At 48.4% G+C, this 22,534-nt stretch carries 19 protein-coding genes and 1 riboswitch; of the genes, 8 read left to right on the top strand and 11 right to left on the bottom strand.

Annotated elements, in window-relative coordinates; translation table 11 throughout:
- Window positions 1–136: 136 nt before the first annotated feature.
- Window positions 137–709 (top strand): sigma-70 family RNA polymerase sigma factor, encoded by a 573-nt coding sequence (locus ACQ5DJ_RS15110; RefSeq protein ID WP_429843190.1) that lies wholly within the window; start codon window positions 137–139, stop codon window positions 707–709.
- Entirely contained in the window at window positions 700–2,931 is a 2,232-nt protein-coding gene (locus tag ACQ5DJ_RS15105; RefSeq protein WP_429843189.1) for a YcdB/YcdC domain-containing protein, read from the top strand. The genes ACQ5DJ_RS15110 and ACQ5DJ_RS15105 overlap by 10 nt, the downstream gene beginning before the upstream one ends.
- 67 nt (window positions 2,932–2,998) lie before the next feature.
- Here the strand turns inward: ACQ5DJ_RS15105 and ACQ5DJ_RS15100 are convergent, their stop codons facing one another.
- Complete coding sequence (locus ACQ5DJ_RS15100) at window positions 2,999–3,106, bottom strand: YjcZ family sporulation protein (RefSeq protein WP_007724452.1); 108 nt, start codon at window positions 3,104–3,106, stop codon at window positions 2,999–3,001.
- Window positions 3,107–3,319: 213 nt separating this feature from the next.
- Window positions 3,320–3,421: riboswitch (SAM riboswitch) on the top strand.
- A 116-nt stretch (window positions 3,422–3,537) separates the two neighbouring features.
- On the opposite strand from ACQ5DJ_RS15100, the gene metH reads away from it, so the two are divergent.
- Together metH and ACQ5DJ_RS15090 are read left to right on the top strand one after the other, a co-directional pair.
- On the top strand, window positions 3,538–6,984 hold the full coding sequence (gene metH, locus ACQ5DJ_RS15095; RefSeq protein WP_429843188.1) for a methionine synthase: 3,447 nt from the start codon (window positions 3,538–3,540) through the stop codon (window positions 6,982–6,984).
- A gap of 32 nt (window positions 6,985–7,016) precedes the next feature.
- Window positions 7,017–8,882 carry a bifunctional homocysteine S-methyltransferase/methylenetetrahydrofolate reductase gene (locus tag ACQ5DJ_RS15090; protein WP_429843187.1) on the top strand — a complete coding sequence of 622 codons (1,866 nt, stop codon included), beginning with the start codon at window positions 7,017–7,019 and terminating at the stop codon, window positions 8,880–8,882.
- Window positions 8,883–9,174: 292 nt separating this feature from the next.
- Here ACQ5DJ_RS15090 and ACQ5DJ_RS15085 read toward each other — a convergent pair whose 3' ends face one another.
- The 6 genes from ACQ5DJ_RS15085 to ACQ5DJ_RS15060 form a co-directional block, all read right to left on the bottom strand.
- Window positions 9,175–9,288, bottom strand: coding sequence for a hypothetical protein (locus tag ACQ5DJ_RS15085; RefSeq protein ID WP_429843186.1), 114 nt, complete (start codon window positions 9,286–9,288; stop codon window positions 9,175–9,177).
- Window positions 9,289–9,469: 181 nt separating this feature from the next.
- Entirely contained in the window at window positions 9,470–10,045 is a 576-nt protein-coding gene (locus tag ACQ5DJ_RS15080) for a mismatch-specific DNA-glycosylase (RefSeq protein ID WP_429843185.1), read from the bottom strand.
- 114 nt (window positions 10,046–10,159) lie between these two features.
- The gene (locus tag ACQ5DJ_RS15075) at window positions 10,160–10,309 is read right to left on the bottom strand and encodes a hypothetical protein (protein ID WP_429843184.1); all 150 of its coding nucleotides are present in this window, start codon (window positions 10,307–10,309) and stop codon (window positions 10,160–10,162) included.
- Between the two features lie 208 nt (window positions 10,310–10,517).
- The gene (locus ACQ5DJ_RS15070) at window positions 10,518–11,237 is read right to left on the bottom strand and encodes a 3-ketoacyl-ACP reductase (RefSeq protein ID WP_429843183.1); all 720 of its coding nucleotides are present in this window, start codon (window positions 11,235–11,237) and stop codon (window positions 10,518–10,520) included.
- Window positions 11,238–11,475: 238 nt separating this feature from the next.
- Window positions 11,476–12,597 (bottom strand): sensor histidine kinase, encoded by a 1,122-nt coding sequence (locus ACQ5DJ_RS15065; protein ID WP_429843182.1) that lies wholly within the window; start codon window positions 12,595–12,597, stop codon window positions 11,476–11,478.
- A complete protein-coding gene (locus ACQ5DJ_RS15060) occupies window positions 12,594–13,280 on the bottom strand; it encodes a response regulator transcription factor (protein WP_429843302.1) in 687 nt (228 codons plus the stop codon). Before ACQ5DJ_RS15060 ends, ACQ5DJ_RS15065 begins: the two co-directional genes overlap by 4 nt.
- A gap of 415 nt (window positions 13,281–13,695) precedes the next feature.
- On the opposite strand from ACQ5DJ_RS15060, the gene ACQ5DJ_RS15055 reads away from it, so the two are divergent.
- The gene (locus ACQ5DJ_RS15055) at window positions 13,696–14,100 is read left to right on the top strand and encodes a DUF6223 family protein (RefSeq protein WP_429843181.1); all 405 of its coding nucleotides are present in this window, start codon (window positions 13,696–13,698) and stop codon (window positions 14,098–14,100) included.
- Window positions 14,101–14,310: 210 nt separating this feature from the next.
- Here ACQ5DJ_RS15055 and ACQ5DJ_RS15050 read toward each other — a convergent pair whose 3' ends face one another.
- Window positions 14,311–15,837 carry a carboxypeptidase M32 gene (locus tag ACQ5DJ_RS15050; RefSeq protein ID WP_429843180.1) on the bottom strand — a complete coding sequence of 509 codons (1,527 nt, stop codon included), beginning with the start codon at window positions 15,835–15,837 and terminating at the stop codon, window positions 14,311–14,313.
- Window positions 15,838–16,023: 186 nt separating this feature from the next.
- On the opposite strand from ACQ5DJ_RS15050, the gene ACQ5DJ_RS15045 reads away from it, so the two are divergent.
- Entirely contained in the window at window positions 16,024–17,622 is a 1,599-nt protein-coding gene (locus tag ACQ5DJ_RS15045; protein ID WP_429843179.1) for a peptide chain release factor 3, read from the top strand.
- A gap of 116 nt (window positions 17,623–17,738) precedes the next feature.
- On the opposite strand, the gene ACQ5DJ_RS15040 is transcribed toward ACQ5DJ_RS15045, so the two are convergent.
- The 3 genes from ACQ5DJ_RS15040 to ACQ5DJ_RS15030 are packed head-to-tail and all read right to left on the bottom strand — an operon-like array spanning window position 17,739 to window position 19,947.
- Entirely contained in the window at window positions 17,739–18,275 is a 537-nt protein-coding gene (locus ACQ5DJ_RS15040) for a GNAT family N-acetyltransferase (RefSeq protein ID WP_429843178.1), read from the bottom strand.
- Window positions 18,276–19,364, bottom strand: coding sequence for a M24 family metallopeptidase (locus tag ACQ5DJ_RS15035; RefSeq protein WP_429843177.1), 1,089 nt, complete (start codon window positions 19,362–19,364; stop codon window positions 18,276–18,278). It lies immediately after the preceding gene.
- A 31-nt stretch (window positions 19,365–19,395) separates the two neighbouring features.
- The gene (locus tag ACQ5DJ_RS15030) at window positions 19,396–19,947 is read right to left on the bottom strand and encodes a helix-turn-helix domain-containing protein (protein ID WP_429843176.1); all 552 of its coding nucleotides are present in this window, start codon (window positions 19,945–19,947) and stop codon (window positions 19,396–19,398) included.
- A 170-nt stretch (window positions 19,948–20,117) separates the two neighbouring features.
- Here ACQ5DJ_RS15030 and ACQ5DJ_RS15025 point away from each other — a divergent pair, with 170 nt between their 5' ends.
- Together ACQ5DJ_RS15025 and ACQ5DJ_RS15020 are read left to right on the top strand one after the other, a co-directional pair.
- On the top strand, window positions 20,118–21,266 hold the full coding sequence (locus ACQ5DJ_RS15025; protein WP_429843175.1) for an MFS transporter: 1,149 nt from the start codon (window positions 20,118–20,120) through the stop codon (window positions 21,264–21,266).
- Window positions 21,267–21,469: 203 nt separating this feature from the next.
- Window positions 21,470–22,453, top strand: a complete 984-nt coding sequence (locus tag ACQ5DJ_RS15020; protein ID WP_429843174.1) for an ABC transporter substrate-binding protein — start codon at window positions 21,470–21,472, stop codon at window positions 22,451–22,453.
- Window positions 22,454–22,534: the final 81 nt, after the last annotated feature.

The following is a 22,534-nucleotide window of genomic DNA, read 5'->3' as shown; positions in this document are numbered from 1 at the left end:
AATGAAAGCAACGCAACGGAGTGCAGCAGTGGGAGCAGGAAAAGAATGATTGATAAAATAATTGGATATTCTTGTCACAAAAATAAGCCAGCTGGATCAAATACATATCAACACGAAACAAGGAGGTGAACATCGCGTGAATGCAAGTGCCAAAAGTAGCGAAGCAGACTGGACGCTGCAACTGACCAACGAGGAGAAGCTAACGAGACTCATGAGCGAGTACGGAGACAACATCGTGCAGCTCGCCTACTTGATCGTCAAGGACCGGGGAATCGCGGAAGACATTACCCAGGAAGTATTCCTGAAGGCGTATCGGGGTCTGGATCAGTTCCGCCATCGGAGTAGCGTGAAAACGTGGCTTTACCGAATCGCGATCAACGAGTCCCGCAAATATTTGCGTTCGTGGTCCTTTCGCCAGATTTTTTCTACATACCTCTCCAAAGAGGAAGCACCGCCGGAAAAGGTCGACACCGCAAATGTTGAATCGGCTGTCATCGGACGAATGAGCAAGGTACAGGTAGCGGAGCAGGTGATGAAGCTCTCACCACTGTACCGAAAAGTCATGGTACTTCATTACTATGAAGATTTGTCGATAAAAGAGATTGCGCAAGTGCTGGATATTTCAGAAGATGCCGTACGAACCCAATTGTCCCGGGCCCGAAAACATTTTAAAGCATTGTGTGAAAAGGAGGGATTGGAATGGATATAGATAAGCAAATGCGCGAAGCAGTACGGAGTGGGAGTCAAGAATCTATAGAAGACGTGAGGTTTACAAAAGAGATGGAATTACGGATCAGAGGTGAGATCGCACAAAATAAACACAAGAATCGAAACCGATTATTTATGGCTGGATCACTTGCTGCTTGCTTCGCGGTAACTGCTGTAGGCATGCACCAGCAAGGTTGGTTTCCACAGATGCCGAGTGGAAAAAATTTAGCGAGTGCGGTCTCAACGACTGCAACCGATAAAAAAAATACAGAGGCTAAGCAGAACAGCGTAAAGGTGTCGCCGGAAGAGGCTATTTTACCTTTGAAAAAGGCGATCACAGCCATAAGCAAGACAACAATAAGAGTGGATAGCACGAGCCATGGGATCAGTGACATAACCTTACTGGAAGGTAACAATGCACGTGCCAGTGTCGCTTATGATATCCAGACTGGACAAATTGAGAGCTTTATAATCAATGGAGAAAGGCCAGATCCTTACCCAGAGAATTGGGACGAGACGTCCGTAAAAATGCCATCAGCCAAAACTGCCGAGAGTGTAGCGAACGCATTTCTCCAAAGTTTCTTGGGGGAAGAGAGCAAGTCCTATCAGTATCTAGGTACTGATACCTATTTGAATGAGTTTTGGGAAGAAAGCATCTGGCTGAGCGTGAGCTATCAACGAATGGAAAATGGCAAGCCCGTTCCGTACGACATCCTATCTGTACGAATCAATTCGAAAGAGCAAGTCTCGTTTTTCGGGCGATTGAACAAGAGCGAACAAGCTTTTTTCACCAAGCTGACAGCTGCCATGCCCGATTTGAATCCGTCGCTTCTTCTTTTTGATAAAGAGAAGAACCGCGATGGCATGTCATTAGCGGTCGGAAACGTGAATAAGGAGGGGCATCAGGCTTCCCTTCGTATCGTCGGCAATGGCCAAGCCTTGGAATCCTATTCAATCGAGGAGAAGGATAAAAAGGATGAGTCGAGCTGGAAGCAAGCAAAAGGAGCAAAAGCTGTGGAGCAAGAGCGACAGTTCCTGAACAATCTGCTTGGGGCTGATAGCGAGAACTATCGTTTAGAGGATGAGAGCAAGCCAGGTGTGTACCAGCGTTATCATAACGGACTGCCAGTGCTATCGGATGAGATACACATGACAACAGATGAATCTGGTCTCCTTCGCTTTTTCAGGAAGGAGCCTGAGACATTCGACCCTTCGCAGTACCCAGATGTGTCTACCGCGGTTTCTGAAGAGGTCGCCATCCAAGAGCTGAGTGAGCATATGAAGCTTCGATACGTGCAGAATCTTGATGCCAGATCAGATGAAAGAGTAGAAAAAGGCAGGCCTGTCCTGGAGTACACGCCAGGGGTTTCGTTCATGCAAAAGGGACGAGAGGATGGCATGGAGTGGCACATTGACGCGACAAGCGGCAAGATTGCCTATGGAACTGGAGATAACGGCCTTGCATTCGATCAGTTGGATACGAAGGAAGCACATGCGTTTCAATCCCCGAAGGAATACGTCAAGGTTCGCAGCAAGGAGGAGGCAAAAGCACTGTTGCAAGCCGAATTTGGCATACAGGTAGATGACTCGACCTACGGAGAGAATAAGATTGATCGCAATGGCCGCAAGGAATATGTCTGGAATGATAAAAATGACAAGTATATCGGCGTAGAAGTCATTGGAGAAACAGGCAGTGTCGTCGGGCTGGGAACACCGCGTTCTAATACGGCAGTGACAGTTAATCGTAAACAGGCGGAAGAGGCTGCACTCGCCTTCCTGCATAAATACGTCGATCCCGGCGTAACAGAAGTACAATTGGCGCAAGTCATACAGCCAGGTGGAGCCAATCCGGTGTCATCCGGCGAATGGGAATTCCGATATTTTATGAGCAAAGACGGGATTCCTGTCCTGGACGATGATAATCCGGATGCGGCTTATTCAGTGACGATTGACCCGTCCACGGGCAAAGTGACGAAGTTTCATAACTTCCGTGAGACGCACGATTTGGTTGAACTGCCCGTATCTGACAATATCGTCTCCAAAGACAAGGCAGTCCAAGAATTTTTACGCGTCATGCCTTTGAAGTTGGTCTACTTGATGAAAGATGTAGATAGGAAGACATTACGCCAACCAAAACTGGCGTATGTGCCATGGAGCAACGAAGAGTTGGCAAATAAAACGGTTACCATCGATGCAGTAACAGGCAAGATCATCGTCGACTAAAACGAAAAAAAGGCTATCCCGCAGCCATTCCTGATGGCTTTTGGGATAGCCTTTTTTAAGCGCTTATCTAACAGTCGTCACACGAGCACCCAATAATTACCAACAGGATAAACAGCACGAGCACGATTGCGAAGCAGTCACCGAAGAATCCGTTTCCGCAGAATGATGTACTCATCTTTGTTTCCCCTCCTTTCCGTTATACTCCAGTCTATACACGAATGCCGTTATTGGACTGGGCGGATGCCCAGCTTAGGCAAAAATGGGCGCGTAAGAGGAGAGGCTCAGTAAAAAATAGACAATTCACAATTGACGGGAAGACAAAGGGGGTGTTAAGATACTTGCAAACATTCAAGACATTTCGCAAAACAACTAAATGACAAGTGTACGACTCTTATCCAGAGAGGCAGAGGGACTGGCCTGATGAAGCCTCGGCAACCGGTAAAAATCCGGTGCCAATTCCAGCAAAGCTACGTGCTTTGAAAGATAAGAGGATGTCTCAGGCGTTTTCGTATCTGCTGACAAATCCTCTTCTTTCAAAGAAGAGGATTTTTTTATTTACCCAATTACGGAGAATAAGCCGATGCAAGGTAGAAAAGGGGCACGTCAATGAAACCAACTTTTCGCGAACAACTTTCCCGGAAAATTCTGATTCTGGACGGTGCAATGGGCACCATGCTTCAACAGGCAAACCTGACTGCTGATGATTTCGGCGGTGAAGCCTATGATGGCTGTAATGAACTCCTGAACTTGACCAGACCAGATGTGATCCGTTCCATTCACGAGAAATATTTAGAGGCGGGCGCAGACATCGTTGAGACAAATACGTTTGGTGCTGCTTCCATCGTTTTGGCTGAGTACGATGTGCCAGAGAAAGACCTTGAGATTAATATAGCGGCAGCCCGCTTGGCCAGAGAAGCGGTGGATGCCTATTCTACAGCGGAGTGGCCGCGTTTTGTAGCAGGTGCAATGGGACCTACGACCAAAACCCTTTCGTTGACAGGCGGTGTCACGTTCGAGGAACTGGTCGAGGCGTATTATCGTCAGGCAAAAGGTCTGATTCTTGGTGGCTCCGATGTTCTTCTTTTGGAAACCTCGCAAGACACGTTAAACGTCAAGGCTGGCGGAATCGGGATTCGCAAAGCTTTTGAAGAGCTTGGACAGGAGCTCCCGGTGATGCTGTCAGGTACGATCGAGCCGATGGGCACAACGCTGGCGGGCCAAAACATCGAGGCGTTTTACATCTCCTTGGAGCATATACAGCCAGTCTCCATTGGTCTGAACTGTGCGACAGGACCAGAGTTCATGCGTGATCATCTGCGGACACTGTCAGGAATTGCCCAATGTGCGGTTAGCTGTTATCCGAACGCAGGCTTGCCAGACGAGAACGGCCATTACCATGAAACGCCACAGGGACTTGCCTCGAAAATGCTGGCGTTCGCTGAACAAGGCTGGATAAACGTCGCTGGCGGTTGCTGCGGAACAACGCCTGACCATATTCACGCAATGGCAGAAGCATTGAAAAACTGCAAACCGCGCAGTGCAGCTGTAGAACCGCTGAGCGCAGTCTCCGGGATCGAGGTCGTTTACGTCGAAGATGACAATCGCCCCCTGCTAGTAGGGGAGAGGACCAATGTTATCGGTTCTAAAAAATTCCGTGAAATGATTGCAGCTGGTCACTATGAAGAAGCATCTGATATTGCCCGAGCACAAGTGAAGCGAGGCGCACATGTCATCGATATATGCTTGGCTGACCCCGACCGTGATGAATACGAAGATATGGAAAAATTCCTACAGTTTATCGTGAAAAAAGTAAAAGCGCCCCTCATGATCGACTCGACAGATGCCAAGGTCATGGAGCTGGGACTTCGCTATTCGCAAGGGAAGGCCATTCTCAACTCGATTAACTTGGAAGACGGCTTGGAGCGATTTGAGGAAGTGGTTCCACTTATTCACAAGTTCGGTGCCTCCATTGTCGTTGGAACGATTGAGGAAGCGGGTATGGCTATCACTCGCGAAAAGAAGCTGGAGGTCGCGCAACGCTCGTACGACATTCTTGTCAACCAGTATGGCATAAAGCCACAGGATATTATTTTCGATCCACTCGTCTTTCCAGTAGGGACAGGGGATGAACAATACATCGGCTCTGCAAAGGAAACCGTAGAAGGAATTCGTTTGATCAAACAAGCAATGCCTGCTTGCAAGACGATCCTGGGTGTCAGTAACGTTTCCTTCGGCTTACCTCCTGCTGGTCGGGAAGTGCTGAATGCGGTCTTCTTGTACCACACCACTCTCGCAGGGCTTGATTACGCCATCGTTAACACGGAAAAGCTGGAGCGCTACGCATCGATTCCAGAAGACGAGAGAAAGCTGTCAGAAGCCCTTCTATTCGAGACAAATGATGAAACATTGGCGGCCTTTACCGAATTTTATCGCCAAAAGAAAAAGGAAGTCAGTGTGGAAGTCTCCTCGTTAACGCTGGAAGAACGCTTATCCCGTTATGTAGTCGAAGGCTCCAAGGATGGTCTGGTGGAAGACCTAAAGCTGGCTCTGGATAAATACACACCGCTCGAGATCATCAACGGTCCGCTGATGGCTGGGATGGAAGAGGTCGGTCGCCTGTTCAACGGCAACCAGTTGATCGTGGCAGAAGTATTACAGAGTGCGGAAGTCATGAAGGCATCCGTATCGTTTCTGGAGCCATTCATGGAAAAAAGCGATGCCGCTGCAAAGGGGAAAATCTTGCTGGCGACCGTCAAAGGCGATGTGCACGACATCGGAAAAAACCTCGTGGAAATTATTTTGTCAAACAACGGCTACAATGTCGTGAACCTGGGGATCAAGGTACCGCCAGAGCAACTGATTGCCGCATGCAGAGAAGAAAAGCCGGATGCCATCGGGCTGTCTGGGCTCTTGGTAAAATCCGCACAGCAGATGGTCATTACAGCACAAGACCTGCGTGATGCAGGCATTGATACCCCGATGATGGTTGGCGGCGCGGCGTTGACGCGCAAGTTCACATCGAACCGGATCGCACCGGAATACCGTGGTATTGTTTTATACGCAAAAGATGCCATGGATGGTCTGGATCTCGTGAATCGTCTGCAAAATCCGGATGAACGTGATCGCTTGGTAGAGGAACAGCAGCATCTACTGGAAGCAGTTGCAACGGCTCAGCCTGTTGTCGAGGAGAAAAAAGCACCATTGCCAGCTCGCTCAGCTGTCAGTAGAACTGTTCCGATCCATCTGCCGCCAGATTGTGAACGACATGTTCTGCGACAATACCCGCTCAGCCATCTGCAACCGTATTTGAACCTGCGGATGCTCCTCGGAAAGCACCTCGGTGTTCGCGGAAATGTAGATAGATTGATAGAGGCAGGCGACGAGAAGGTACTGGAACTGTACGGTATTGTGGAAGACCTATTAAATGAAGCGAAGCAAAAAGAAACCATTACGACACACGGCGTGTATCAGTTCTTCCCGGCTCAGTCAGATGGTAACGATATTTTGGTCTATGATCCAAAAGACCACAGCAAGCTGCTAGAGCGCTTTTCGTTCCCGCGTCAGCTGGAAGAACCTCATCTTTGCCTGTCCGACTTCTTGCGACCAGTGGAGAGTAAGGAAATGGATTATGTTGGATTCCTGACCGTAACGGCTGGAGGCGGGATTCGCGAAAAATCTACAGAGCTAAAAGATCGTGGTGACTACTTGCGCTCTCATGTCCTCCAAGCCTTGGCATTGGAGCTGGCAGAGGCATTTGCAGAGCGAATTCACCACGTCATGCGCGACGTGTGGGGCATACCGGATCCGGTTGAGATGACGATGCTCGAGCGCTTCGGTGCTAGATATCAGGGCATTCGTGTCTCCTTCGGTTACCCTGCTTGCCCGAACCTGGAGGATCAGGCGCAGTTGTTCCGTCTGTTGCGTCCAGAGGATATCGGCGTTCAGCTGACAGAGGGCTTCATGATGGAGCCAGAAGCTTCCGTATCGGCGATGGTATTTGCACATCCTGAAGCACGTTATTTCAACGCAGGTCCATCTATTTTTGAAGTCTAAAGATAAATGTAAATGGGAGAGAAGGGATTGAGTTGACGACGAGAAAGAAAGATTTACGAGCCTATTTGAAAGACCACCTGCTAGTCGGAGATGGTGCAATGGCGACCCAGCTGCACGGGCTGGGCGTCCCGGTTGGCGTCAGTTTTGAGGAGCTGTGTTTATCCAACCCGCGTTTGGTACATGAAGTTCATATGTCTTACTATCAGGCCGGTGCACGGTTCCTGGAGACAAATACGTATTCTGCCAACCGAGATGCATTGAGCCGTTACGGTCTGGAGCATAAGGTAGCAAGGATTAACCGGCTAGCAGTCGCCATTGCACGGGAAGCCGCACAGGATGATGCTTATGTGGCTGGGAGCATCGGATCGATTTTGGCTGGACGGGTGAAGAAAAAGGTTTTGGACGAATACCGTGACCAGTATGAGGAACAGGCGATCGCTCTGTTGCATGCGGGCGTAGATGGACTGATTCTGGAGACGTTCGTGGACTTGGAGGAGCTGCTTCTGGCGATCGAGGTAATCCGTCCACTCACAGATGTCCCTGTAATCGCGCAGTTAGCCACTTTGGAAGTAGGGCGCACACGTGATGGCTACGCTTTGACAGATGCTTTTTCCGAGCTGAAAGCCGCAGGGGCTGACGTGATCGGACTAAACTGTCGCCTTGGTCCCGCTGAATTGCTACGCTCGTTTGAAAATACAGTGATTCCAGAAGATGCACTTTTATCCGTATTCCCGAATGCGGGGCGTCTGGGGATGACTGACGGAGAATACGCCTTTAAATCATCACCTGAATATTTTGGACAGAGTGCGCTTCGCTTGCGTGAGCAGGGGGTCCGGTTGATTGGCGGATGCTGCGGAACCACACCTGCACATGTGAAGGCGATTGCGGATGCACTTGAGTCGCTTGAGCCGCAAGCGCGTGTGAACCCGACCATCGTAGCTGGAGATCGTCCTTCGATTTCTGTGCAGAACACGAGGGAGAGGGAGAAACCGAGCATTGTCGAACGGGTAAAAACAGCAACGACGATCATCGTCGAGTTCGATCCGCCGCGTGATCTGGACGCAGACCAGTTTCTCCACGGATGCTGCGAGCTGCACAAAGCAGGAGCAGACGCCATTACGTTGGCGGATAACTCGTTGGCGACAGTGCGCATGAGCAACATGGCTCTCGGGGCCCTCATGAAGAGCAGACATGGAATCGATCCGCTCTTGCACATTGCTTGCCGGGACCGCAATCTCATTGGGCAGCAATCGCACTTAATGGGGTTGCACGCTTTGGGGATCGACCAAATATTGGTGATTACTGGCGATCCATCGCGCTTTGGTGATTTGCCAGGTGCCAGCTCGGTATTTGATGTGACCTCGTTTGATCTAATACGCATGGTGAAGCAGTTGAACGAAGGTGTTTCGTTTTCAGGACGTCCGTTAAAGCAAAAAGCCCAGTTTATTGTGGGTGCAGCCTTTAATCCGAATGTTCGAAATATGGATGCTGCCGTTGCCCGCTTGGAAAAGAAGGTCGAGGCAGGCGCGGACTACATTATGACACAACCTGTGTACGATGCAGAGTCCATTCGGAATGTATACGAGGCGACGAAGCATATCGGTATTCCTGTCTTTATCGGGATCATGCCGCTGACCAGCTCGCGCAATGCGGAGTTCCTGCATAATGAAGTGCCAGGAATCAAGCTGTCGACAGAAGCGCTGGAACGGATGAAAAAGGTACAGGGAGAGGCCGCCCGCCAAGAAGGGATCGCAATCGCGAAGGAATTGGTCGACACGGCGGTTCGTTACTTCAATGGCATCTATCTGATTACACCTTTCAATTATTACGAGATGGCGGCAGAGCTCATTCAATATACGCGCCAGCAAAGCTCATTAGTGAAGCTCGCCCGGACGTAACGGTATACGCCAGTTAAATAAGGAAGGCCTATGTGTATAGACAGGCTATAGCCTTACGTCTAATATGCATGGGCCTTCATTTCGTCTAACATAAAAGCGGTCTAGAGAGCTTCCCGATTGCAAAACTGTTGAATCTCAGCAAGGTTCATCTGGGCATACAGTTTTTTGCGTAAAAAACGTTCAATGATATGCGGGAAAGTGAGATCGATAAAGAGCAAATGCAATTGCTCAATAGATCGGGATTTTCTTGAAGATAGCCTCTCAATATATGAGAGAACCATTCCTCGTTCCACTACTCATTTTTTCGCATAGCAAGGGATAGAACACGGGCAATGCCTTTGGATGGAAAATCGTAACGAACGTCCTCCCAGTCAATGGTCGCAATTCTTTGATTACTGACGAGCAAATTCCCATTGTTAAAATCTCCGTGACAGAGAAAAATGGTTGCTCAGAGGCCCCTTTTTCCATTTTGAGAAGTATGGAGAGGATATCAAATGTTCCTTTATCGTCCACTGTTGATGCCCCTCCTTGCGTAGAGAGCTACAAGTATTGTACGGAAGAAGAGGAGTGGTTGACACGAAAGGAATCTACTTAGGCGAAGGAAGAGGATGCCAATTCATCTCGTGTAAAAAATGACTCAGCTCAGTAAACTTGGCGATTCGTTCCTCACGTGTAAAAGATGCGTTAGCCCCACTGGTAGACGGGACGACAAACACATAGCTGCCAGACCAATCTTCTGTCCCAAAGTATCTGATTGGCTGTAGCCCCAGTGAAATTGCTTCTTTTTTTTGTCCAGTCGCGTGACGAAAAGCAGTAATGCCGTTAAAACAAATGACACGAGGCCGGTAAGTCTGAATCATTTGGACGAACAGCTCTGCACCTGTGGCATAATCCTCGTTGCGCAGGTCTGTTGCGGAGCGGGTAGGGCGTGATACCAGATCGGTAATACCGTAGTTGTAGTTTAAGAGGGTAGCGGTTTCCTCGGGCAAGAGCTTGTGAGGTGTCAGGCCGCCTTCGTACAATCCGCGCCAAAACAGGTTGGCTGGATTGGCGTAGTGGAAGCCCGTCGTAGCTGATATACGCCCTGGATTGATACCGCAAAATAAGACCGCCAAATCGCGGCGAATGTATGTGGGCAACCATTTTTCTGTGAACTGAACCAAAGCGAACCCCTCCTGTTTACCACATTGTAGCACATCAGTGAGCGCTTTCAGAAAGAAGCAAAAAAAGCTGCCAGATTCGGCAGCTTCAGGTTATATTCGACCAAGTATTGGATCTTATAACTGGGGAAGCGGATACGGCAGCACTTGCTGTGGCTCATTGAACGTGAATTGCTCCAATTCATTTCGGACGTATCTTTTCGTCTCGAATGGAACGACTTCTTGTTCTTCATTACCCCACAACCAATTCGACAGCATTTGTATCATAAGGATACCCTCCACTTTGTGGAAATGTTTTACATGTTCATCATACTCCAGTTGAGGGCATTTTTGGTTGGGCAGGTGTGAATAAGGCGTGAAGAAATCGTGGATAGAACGTGAACAAAAAAGAAGCGTTTTCACAGGACTTCGAAAAAAAGCGAAAAGAAATCCGCCTGTACGAACGGACTCTTTTCGCTTTTTTGCCGTGCCATTTCTATGGATTGGTGGACCACAGTCCAGCGGATTTCACAAAGATGCGTTTGTTCAGCTTCAGCTGGCTAACTACGAACTCAGCAATATCCTCAGGCTGCATGGTCTTTTCAGGATTTCCGTCGGTCAGACCCAAGTCAATGGCCATATCGGTTGCTACTGTGCTAGGTGTAAGCGCCGTTACGCGAATATTGTGTTTGCGCACTTCGAGAGCCAACGATTCAGTCAGGCCAAGAACACCAAACTTGGATGCACTATACGCGCTGGTGACAGGAGCTCCTTTTTGTCCAGCAGTGGAGGAGATGTTGATAATGTCACCGGAGTTTTGGTCAATCATGCCAGGGAGTACAGCGCGAGTCACGTAGTACACACCCATCAGATTGACTTGGATGATTTGCTCCCATTCGGTCGTTTCAAGCTCCAGGAATTTACCGAATTTAGCCACGCCTGCATTGTTGAGCAGGATATCAATTTGACCCAGTTCACTTTTGATAGAAGTAACGGCTGTCGTGACGTCATCATAGTTGGAAACGTCTGCTGTCGCAATCGCGACCTTCACGCCGTATGCTTCTACTTCCTTGGCTACTTGCTTCAAATTTTCCTCAGAACGAGCCAAGAGGCCGAGATTCACGCCTTCTTTTGCCAAAGCAATGGCAGTAGCGCGACCAATGCCTTTACCAGCTCCTGTAATGATTGCGGTTTTTCCTTTTAGATCGATAGCCAATCGATAACACTCCTTTTTCAAGACAATAGGAATCTCATGTATATTGTGCAGTGTACTAGCATTTATCCCCGGGGGGAAGGATGCACTTTTATGTTCGTAGGTTACGAAAGGTAACTGAAAAGTTCAGAGAATCAATAAAGTATTAGTGAAATCAAAAGCCTTATCCGATCCTCGATGAGTGAAAAGAGCATTGCTACTGGAAATTCCTTCATGTTTGTGAGCCGGGGTTATCATTGAATTATATATCATTGCCAATAGGCAGATAAACGGCAAATATAGCACCTTCATCAGGCTGACTTTCAACGCGGATGAAACCGCCGTGGGCTCTTACAAAATGGTGGACGATAGATAATCCGAGCCCTGTTCCGCCTGTATGCCGCGAGCGCGCTTCGTCTACGCGGTAAAATCGATCGAATAGGTGGTGCAGATGTTCCTCCGGTATTCCGATGCCGGTATCGATCACCGAGATACGTGCAAAGAACGCATTCCGATCAACGACCCGGTCTTCGATTTCAACCGTAATCTTCCCTCCACGTGGCGTGTAACGAATCGCATTGGTCAGCAAATTAAAGAAAACCTGTGTAATTCGTCTCGCATCGGCCATAACGGTAGCCGGTCTTGAAATTGAATGAAGGTGAATTTCCAATCCATTTTCTTCCACTTCGAATTTCAAGTCGTCTACGATTCGTTCTAGGTGTACCGTCAGGTCGATCGGTTTTCGATCGAGCGACAACCGATCCGATTCCGCCAACGACAAGACGTGAAGATCATCTACAAGTAGGCTCATTCGGATCACTTCATCATGAATCCGAAGCAGCATTTCCGGCGGGACAGGATGACCGGCCTGTTGATAATTCTCCAGTTTAAGCTGCATAATGGACAGCGGCGTGCGAAGCTCGTGAGCAACATCGGCCACCAATCTTCTGCGGGCTTCTTCGGCTTCACGCAGACGAAGCGTCATATCATTGAACGTTTGGCTGACTTTCCCATACTCATCTTTCGTGTCTACAGGTACTTTGACGTTCAGGTCGCCCTGCGCCACACGCTCTATGGCAGCTATAAGCTTTTTGAGCGGGAGGGTCAGTACTCCTGAAATCCAAAAACTAAAGGACAACCCGATCGTAACAAAAAAGGACATTCTAAGAAGTACGTTCAGCTCCATTTTGTCAAGGAAATAAGATTTTAAGATTTCGATTTGCTCTTCGGGCGTGGCCTTCAAATAATTGGCATCGATTTGTTCCCTTTGAAATTGATCGAACAAGCCGCCTGTGTAAACTTGCGTTGTAAGGGAGATAGTGTTACCCACAATGAGCAAAAGCAGTCCCATAGCAAATATTTTCATCCGGACCGTCATCTTCATGAGCGTTCACCGAATCGGTAACCGAAACCATATACCGTTTGAATATATCGAGGATTGGCAGGATCGTCTCCCAGTTTGCGGCGAAGATTCCGGATATGGGAATCCATCGTCCGTTCGTATCCCATGTACTCATCCTCCAAAGCAGCCTTTAACAATTGCAAACGGCTAAAGACAATGCCTGGACGCCCCGCCAGTGTGAACAGAATTTTGAATTCGGTAGGTGTCAATTGTATTTCCTGACCGTCTTTGAATACCTGACATTTGGCCTCGGAAATGATCAAGTTGTCTCTTTCCAAGAACATCGACCTGTCTTCAGGTCCGCGTAAGCGACGAAGTAAAGCTCGGATGCGCGAAGCCAGCTCGCGCAAGCTGAACGGCTTCGTCAAATAATCATCCGCGCCGATTTCCAGACCGACGATTTTATCCGATTCATCCGATCGAGCCGTGACCATAATAATTCCGCATCGCGAAGTTTGCCTGATTTCGCGGCAGACGTCGATGCCGCTTTTCTCGGGGAGCATCCAATCAAGCACGATGAGATCGGGCCGTTCAGACCGGGCAATCATGAGCGCTTCCTTGCCGGTACAGGCGGTTAATACCCGGAACCCTTCACGTTGCAAAAAGGTCTGCATCTCCTCCAGCATGCCTGGTTCGTCCTCCACAAGCAACAATTTCGGTTCCATTCCCATCACATCTTCCCCTTTTAGTCTGCTTCCATTGACGAGAGTTATAGTGCTTACCGAAATTATACAGTGATTTAGAAGGTTCTTGAAGAAATCCACGCAAAGAGAGGAAGATCTGCATAAGTTCTCGATATTTGTTTTATAAACTGGTTGAGAAAGGAATGAGCAGTGGATTGTGTGCGATGTCGATTGAGAGGCGCTGCTAGAATTAGGAGCTAAGGGGGGATTTATCCACCAATTACGTAACCATTAAGCTGAAATGGAGTGATGGTTATGAATGCATAGGAATACGAGTCGGCGTAAAGCAGGCCTACGCTTCCGTAATGATAATGGATGATATCAATTGATTGAAAATTCAATGAAATTAACGTTGTAAAATTTTTTCGGTTTGCAAAAAAAAAGGAGTAATTAGCAAATGAAAATGAAGCTAGTTTCATTCGGAATACTTTGTGCACTTTTGCTTGTTCCAACCATAGCCTCTGCTGAAGTGACCAACGGTAATATCGTATACGGATTAACCCTCGGGCGACTCTGGGCCACGATGGACGCAGTGGTGGGGTTGATCAGCGCGGTCATCGGCGGGCTGTCTCTGGCCCGCTCCGCCGGTCGCTTCGGCATCGGCTCAGGGAGACGCGGTGCCATCGTGGCTGCGGTGATGGGGCTGATCGTTATTGTCTATGCTGGACTTCATCTGGCCAACTTCACCGGTGATTTCGGCACTGGCAGCGGGCGAGCCGGAGCCATCGTGGCCATCGTGATGGGGCTGACCGGCATAGTCCTCGCTGGGCTAACCTTGGTTCGCTCCCGCCGCGCCAGCTGACCCGATCGTAGTGCCCTGTACTGTGGTTCATGTCCTTCCTGGATGCTACCAATAACATCGAATGCTTGAAACTAACCGGAATCGATTGTTCAAAAGACTAGCCAGTCAAAACTGAACTGCACCTCCAACTGTTAGATGTTTCTAACAATTAGGGTGCAGTTCACGGGTTTGACTGGCTTTTTGTACGAAAGGATTGAGCAGTCTAAAGGCCTATTTTTCTAGCTTGTATACGTCTGTGTATTTTTTCTCAAGGTAATTCATCAAGTAAGTCGCATTTGTACCTTCGCCTGTAATCGCTTGAACGAGTTCACGAGGGCTCTTCATTTTACCGTACTGATGGATTTTTTCCTTGAGCCACTCACGGATTGGAGCGAAATCGCCTTTTGCGATCAGCTCTTCGTAGCCGTTGATCTCACTCTCCATCACGTGGACGAATTGTGCCGCATACACATTACCCAGCGAGTAAGTAGGGAAGTAACCGATCATTCCGCCTGACCAGTGTACATCCTGAAGCACACCCAGTGCATCTGTCGGTGGCTCAACACCCAGGTATTCTTTCATTTTTTCGTTCCAGATTTTTGGCAGATCAGCCACTTGAATGGTTTGATTAATCAAGCCTTTCTCGATTTCGTAGCGGATCATAACATGCAGGTTGTACGTCAACTCATCTGCTTCCGTACGGATAAAGGAAGGAGTAACAGCGTTAACTGCACGATGTAGGTCTTCTACAGACACACCTTCGAATTGGGTAGGGAACGCTTTTTGCAAGTCAGCGAAAAAGTGATTCCAGAACGGCAGACTGCGTCCAACCATGTTTTCCCAGTAGCGGGATTGAGATTCGTGAATCCCCATGGAGGTACCATCGCACAGAGGCGTGAACAACAGGTCAGGATTGATGTTCTGCTCGTACATCGCGTGACCAGCCTCGTGAATACAACTGAAGAGTGCAGAATTGAAATCATTTTCAGCGTAGCGCGTCGTAATGCGGACATCTCCAGGGTTGAAGGTGGTGCAGAACGGATGAGCACTGCGATCCATGCGGCCAGACTTGAAGTCGTACCCGATTTTCTCAAGGATATAACGGCTGAATGCTTCTTGGTCTGCCACTGGGAAGTTTTTCGTCAAAAATGATGTGTCTGGCTTGTTCGGGGAGTCGGCGATTGCTTTTACCAGCTTGACGGTTTTCTCGCGCAAGGTGGCGAAGATCGGATCAAGCTGATCGACTGTCATGCCAGGCTCATACATGTCCAAGAGGGTGTTGTACTTGTTTTTGCCATCATGACCCCAATACTCGATGAACTCGAGCTGGAAGTTCACGATTTTTTCGAGGTACGGCTGGAACATGGTAAAGTCGTTGTTGGCACGAGCTTCTTCCCACACCGTTTCTGCCTTGGCGGTCAGCACGACGTACTCCTGATGCCTGTCAGCAGGAATTTTCTTGTTGCGGTCAAATTCCTTTTTGCATTCCAGCACACTGTGACGGGTAATTTCATCCAATGTTTCGAGGACAGCTGGCTCACTCAGCTCTGTCAAAAGCGCTTCCATTTCTTTAGACGTTGCCAGCTTGAATTGCTCGCCAGCCAAAGTCCCGATGATTTCAGAACGGGCATCCATTCCATTGCGAGGCGCTTGTGTAGCCTTGTCCCAATAAAGAACGCTCAGTGCTTGCGTATAGCTGGTTATTTTCTTCACATAGTCACGGAATTCAGCCGTACGTGTTTCCACAGTCGTTGACATAGGGTTCCTCCTGTAAAGTTGTAATATTCTGGTAAAAGATATGTAAGTCATGCAGTCAAAAAATTTTTACTACTGAATATTATAACGATTTGCTGAAAAATTACTAGGTGGATGCGGCAAGCATTTGTCGGTATAATCGTAGAGGAAACGAATGTGTTACTTATTTGCGATGACAGGAGAATGAAGATGAGTCAATCCAATCCCCAATGGGAAAATGAGATAGCAAAACGCCGTACCTTCGCCATCATCTCCCACCCGGATGCGGGTAAAACGACAATGACGGAAAAGCTGCTCTACTACGGCGGAGCCATCCGTGAAGCAGGGATGGTCAAAGGGCGTAAAAATTCCAAGCACGCTACATCCGACTGGATGGAGATAGAGAAAAAGCGTGGAATCTCCGTAACGTCCAGTGCGATGGATTTCGAATACAACGGACACCACATCAATATTTTGGATACACCTGGTCACCAGGACTTCAGTGAAGATACGTACCGTACGCTGACGGCTGCTGACGCTGCTGTGATGATTATCGACGTAGCAAAAGGGGTAGAGGCACAGACGATCAAGCTGTTCAAGGTCTGTCGGATGCGCGGTATTCCAATCTTTACGTTCGTGAACAAGCTGGACCGTCACGGTAAAGATCCATTCGAGCTCTTGGAAGAAATTGAGCGCGTATTGGGTATTCGTTCTTATCCGATGAACTGGCCGATTGGGATGGGCAGCTATTTCAGTGGTGTATTTGACCGCATGAAGTCTCGTGTCGAGCTGTATCAAAACAACACACAGCACGAGGATATTTCCTTTTTCCCTGTAGAGGGAGCAGAAGATCCACTAATCGGTGATCGTGTCGGTCAAGAGCTGTGGCAGCAGTTGCAGGACGAAATCTCCCTGCTGGATGTTGCGGGAGATGAATACGATCCTGAACTGATCAACAAAGGACAACTGACACCTGTTTTCTTCGGTAGTGCCATCAATAACTTCGGTGTACAAACATTCCTGGACAACTTCCTGCAAATGGCGCCAGCACCTTCTGCGAAGAAGAGTACAGAAGGCTTGATCGATCCGTATACGAACGCGTTTTCCGGCTTCATCTTCAAAATCCAAGCCAATATGAATCCAGCTCACCGAGATCGCATCGCTTTCTTGCGTATTTGCTCCGGCAAGTTTGAGCGGGGAATGTCAGTCAAGCACGTTCGTCTTGGCAAAGACATCAAATTGGCGCAGCCTGTACAGTTTATGGCACAGGACCGCGAAATAGTCGATGAATCGTTCGCGGGAGATGTCATCGGTCTTTTTGACCCGGGCATTTTCCAGATCGGTGATACACTCTGTGTTGGAAAATCGTTTGAGTACGAAGAAATGCCGCACTTCTCGCCAGAGTTTTTCTCCAAGGTGATGGTGAAGGACGCGATGAAGCACAAGCAATTCCAAAAAGGGATCATGCAGTTGACCGAGGAAGGAACGGTGCAGTTATTCCGTACCCATCCGATGGAAGAGCTGATTCTTGGCGTGGTAGGTGTTCTGCAGTTCGAGGTACTGGAATACCGTTTGAAAGCCGAGTACGGAGTAGACATCATGCTGACTCGTATGCCGTATCAAATCGCTCGCTGGCTCGAAGGGGAGAAAGCAGACATCGATGCAGTGAAGAACCGAACCGTTAGCGACCGTTATGGCCGTCCGGTGATGCTGTTTGAGAGCGAGTACCAGCTGCGTGTCGCGATGGATAAGTACTCGAATATCAAGTTCCATGACAGTTCTCTTGGTTTGAAATCCGTTCATTCTTAATTGAAAAAGGAAATGCAGGGCCTCCCGATTACGGTGAGGCCCTCTTTTTCCCACATTAACGAATACGGACGTCTGATCCAATTCACTAATTCAACAACTCATTTGGACAGCATGGACTAGAACTCGATGGCAAAAAACTTGACCTCCTCCGTAGCATTCGGAAGGGTAATCATCCCTTTATCGTGCAGGCCGATTTTCTTTAGAAGATTGGCCGAAGATGCATTATCGAGGTTGGTAATTGCTACGATGCGCTTTAACCCAACTTCTTTTCCGTGGGCAAGAACGGCAGAGGCTGCCTCATATGCGTAGCCTTTGCCCCAGTATGCGGGAAGAAAGGCAAAGCCGATATCGACATCCTCCAACGAATCTCTCTTGATCAGTCCACATAAACCGATAGGAGCATTTCCTTCCTTCAGTTCTGCCAAATACAGACCAAAGCCATGATTCTCGTACATCGCGACAGCACCATTCAAAATATAGTTGCGGGCGTCTTCCGTCGTACGGAGACCACGATCGCCAATAAATCGAATCCAGGAAGGCTCATTCATCAGTTTCAAGACAAAATCAGCGTCTTCGGCAGTTTGCCAGCGGAGGATGAGACGATCTGTTTCTAGCACTTTCAAAGGAACGCCACCAGCCTTTTCTTTTTTCATTTATCCGACGATTTGCAGCTCTTTGGGAAAAGACGTCAATACTTCTACGCCATCCTTCGTGACGAGCACATTGTCTTCAATGCGGATGCCACCGATCTTCGTGTTGTATATGCCCGGTTCAATCGTGAAAACCATGCCTGGGATGAGTTCTCCTACTGCCTGGCTGTGAACGTACGGGGCCTCATGAAGCTCCAATCCGATTCCGTGCCCTACACGATTAATGAAAAATTCTCCATAGCCCCGGTCCGCAATGACACCTCGTGCAGCTAGGTCAACATCTGCGATCAGCGCTCCTGGTGTTACGGCTTGTATCCCAGCCAGATTCGCTTGCAAGACTGTATCGTACATGTCTAGCAATTCTGCACCCAGTTGACCAACTGCAAAAGTACGAGTCAGGTCCGATACATACCCATCGACATACACCCCTGCGTCAATCAACAAAACTTCTCCCGCCTGAATCACGCGGTCACCTGGGTCGCCATGGGGCAGTGCTGCTTTTTCTCCAGCCAGTACAATCGTCGAAAAGGAAGGGCCTTGGGCTTTTAGCTTTTTCATCTGATATTCCAGCTCTGCTACGACGTCTAGTTCTGTCATCCCTACGGATATCAGAGGGAGCGTACGGCGTAGGGATTCTTCCATCACCCAAATAGCTCGTTTGATAGTCGCGATTTCAGATGCATCCTTAGCCAGGCGTATATTGCACAGCAAATCTCCGATATCCACTGCTTCTGTAGCTTGCACGATCGATACGAGTGCCTCATATGTTTTCGCTGTCAAATGGTTCTTCTCCACACCAATGTGAGTGAGGCGAATCGGCAGCAAATGCTGAAGCTCGGTTAGTGCATTCTGTGAATCGTCATGGGTGTAAATCATAATGGCAGGACAAGCCTCCCGTGCTTTTTCACCGTCCAGTAGTGGAACGAAGAGGAAGGGGGACTCGCCTCTCACCAAAACGAGGCCCATAAAACGTTCATGTGGCTCTGTCAAAAATCCGGTAAAGTAGTACACGTTTTTGGGATGAGTAATAATCAATGCGTCCAGATTCCTGCTTTCCATATACGCGTGCAGCTTTTCCAATCTTTCTTGCATCCAGATCACCCTTTTTAATTGGTAGACAATGTTAGGTTCTAAAAATGACAGGCGTCAAAACGGACAGGATCTCGGCTTCTTCAACAGTGGAAGGATTGTACCACGTATGAAGGAGCGAGGAAGGGAAGTGGATCGTGTCTCCTTGTTGGAGATGGTATTCTGTTCCGTCGACGACGATGGTGAAACAACCTTTTACGACGTAGTAAAACTCTTCACCGGGATGCTGAAAGGCGACATGCTTCGTCTGTGCAGGTGGCAACACGTTGAGGAGGGGTTCAAGTGCTCGGTCTGGGAAATTCCCACCGATTCGAACGTACTTCACAGGTGAACCTTCAATCTGCAACGTTTGACGCTTTTCAATGGGCGTGTGATACGTGATATCTTTTTCTACTTCAAAGAAGTACGTAATGGGGACACCCAGGCATTCTGCAATTTTTTGTAGAGAAGTAATCGCGAGCGAACTGTTACCACGCTCTACTTGTGATAAGAAACTGACGGAAAAGCCTGATTTCTCACTTAAATCCTTTAAAGTAAGCTCCTGCTGTATACGAAGCGCTCGTATTTTTTTGTAAACGTGCTCCAAAAAGTCACCTCCTGGATATAAAAAATTACGGTATTACAGTAAATATTACGGTAATACGAAAATAATTGCTACATTTATTCCGAATCTTCAATATTCTTTTATTATCCTACTTGTACCATTCCCTTCATATACTGGGACAAAGACAGGCCGTTAGAGAGGAAGGGAATGCTTTGAGGGCTCTCCTGTTAGTGGTTTTGTTTCTTGTTGCCTTTGACATGCACGCGCAGACACCACTTCTTGCGCCGTATTTAAACGTATTGGGTGTTTCCGCTGCAATGATCGGCTTCGTGCTCGGCGGGTATGCGATCAGCAATTTGACAGGCAATCTGATCGCAGGTCCTTTTCTCGATCGCTATCCGAAAAAATGGTTTATCGCAGGTGGATTGATTTTGGCTGGCGTGATGCTAATTGGCCAAGGCATCGTGCAAAATACCGCAGGCTTTTTTACCTTTCGGCTGATGCTCGGGTTTTTGATGGCGTTCGTATCTCCTGCTTGTTCAGCCTTACTCGGAGAAACGGGGAAGACGGAACTTGAGCAGGGCGAGATCATGGGTAAAAAGGGATTGGTCCTTACCTCGGCGGGTATCGTATCCCCGGCAGTCGGTAGCTTTTTGGCGGTGCAGTTCGGCTATGGCCAATCATTCGTGATTCTCGGCTACATGATGATCATTGCTGGCGTTTTCGCTTGGATGATGTTGCCCCAAAGAGTAGAGGGAAGCACGCCGTCCACGCCACGGAACAAAGGTGGAAGCAAGCAGAGCCTTACCGCCATCCTGGAAAATCGAATGCTGTACCCTGCGTTTCTTGGGGGATTTGCGATCATTTACGCCCAAGGAACAATCATCTATGAAGTGCCTTTGCTCATCCAAAAACAAGGGCTGTCCCCGGCAGTTACTGGGATATTGTTCAGTTTGAAAGGCTTGGGGGCATTAGCGATTCTGTGCCAGTTTTGGCTGTATCGCGTCCCCGTAGAGACGAGAACGTTTGCTGGATTGGGTGTGCTTAGCCTTCTTCTGTACGCCCTCGCAATCGGTTTGGCGATTCCGATTCACGTCATGATGTTTTTCTTCGGGGCGTGCTTTGGGATGCTGTTCCCAGCTTTTGCGACGATTTTGACGGTACATTCACCCCGAGAGCAATACGGAAGTGTGTTTAGTATTTACTCAGCGGTATTGTCGATCGGAGCGGTATTGAGCCCAATATTGGCAGGCTTGCTGGGGAATTGGCACCATTCCTATTTCATTGCGTTTTTTGTGACAGCTGGCGTGTGTCTGATCGGGGGACTGCATCGATTCTTGTTAAGTGGGGTTCCACGCTAAGCGGATAAAAAAATAGAGAGTAGAGGGACTTTCTGCTTCGTAAGCAGGGGGTCTTTTTTCGTTTCTATAAACAAAAAGTTGAGCATCGTTCCATAATCCGATATAATACCCATTGTGATTTTGATAATTGTTCTCAATGAAAATGTGGTCGAGTTGGCAATTGCCGCTGCTTGATGGCATGACGTAGATGGAGGAATACACCAATGAAGAAAACAGCCAAACTTTCGATAGCCAGTGTCGTATTGGCAAGCCTAGTTACAATCGTGAGCGCTTGTTCTGGCCAGCCGAACGCTGCGAATCCAGATACACAAACAGGTGACAGTCAGACTGCGACACCAGGGGCTGAAGCTCCACGAGTACTGAAGGATGCGATGGGAAATGAAGTAACGGTCCCAGCCCAACCGCAGCGCGTGATCGCTTCTTATCTGGAGGATCATTTAGTAGCCTTGGGAGTGAAGCCAGTTGCCCAATGGTCAGTAGGCAATAGCGAGGTACAAGGCTACTTGCAAAAGGAGCTGGCGGGTATTCCAGCGATTCCTTATGATCTGCCACCAGAAGTTGTGATGAGCCACAGCCCTGACCTGATTATTTTGGATAGCGCGACCTTAATCCAAGGCGACAAGTATAGTCAGTACGAAAAAATTGCGCCAACCTATACCATTGGAAAAGAAAAGAACAGCGATTGGCGTAAAGAACTCCTGACAGTAGGAGAAGTCCTCAACAAGGGAGAAGAAGCGAAGAAAGTGCTTGCGGATTATGAGACATTTGCAGCCGAGTCCAAACAAAAGTTGCAGCAAGCGATTGAGGAAAAATCGGCGGCAGCACTGTGGATGACGGGGAAAAATGTGTACGTAGCACGTCAAGACTTGTCTAGCGGCGATGTGCTTTACAAGGACCTCGGGTTTAAGGTTCCTGCCATCGTACAGGAAATCTCCAAGTCAGGAGAAGCAAACTGGAACGCGATTTCCATGGAAAAATTGGCTGAACTCGATGCCGAGTACTTGATTATCGTAAACAGTAATCCAATTGCTGTGGAACAGCTGCAAAAGGACCCAGTATGGGCGAATATCCCTGCTGTGAAAAATGGAAATGCCTATACGTTTGCGAAAGATTTCAGTTGGCTGTACACAGGCGTCATTGCTAACCGCCAAATGATTGAGAATGTAATGAGCAACGTAATCAAATAAGAAGAAAAAGCCTATCCACCCGTTGAGGGACTGACCCCATAACGTAAGACAAATCAAAACACCTTCAAGAGAATGCGACCA

This window comes from Brevibacillus sp. FIR094, from assembly GCF_050477165.1.
GTDB lineage: Bacteria > Bacillota > Bacilli > Brevibacillales > Brevibacillaceae > Brevibacillus.
Note: the sequence above shows the minus strand (reverse complement) of the source record. Positions and strands in the feature narration are given on the sequence as shown.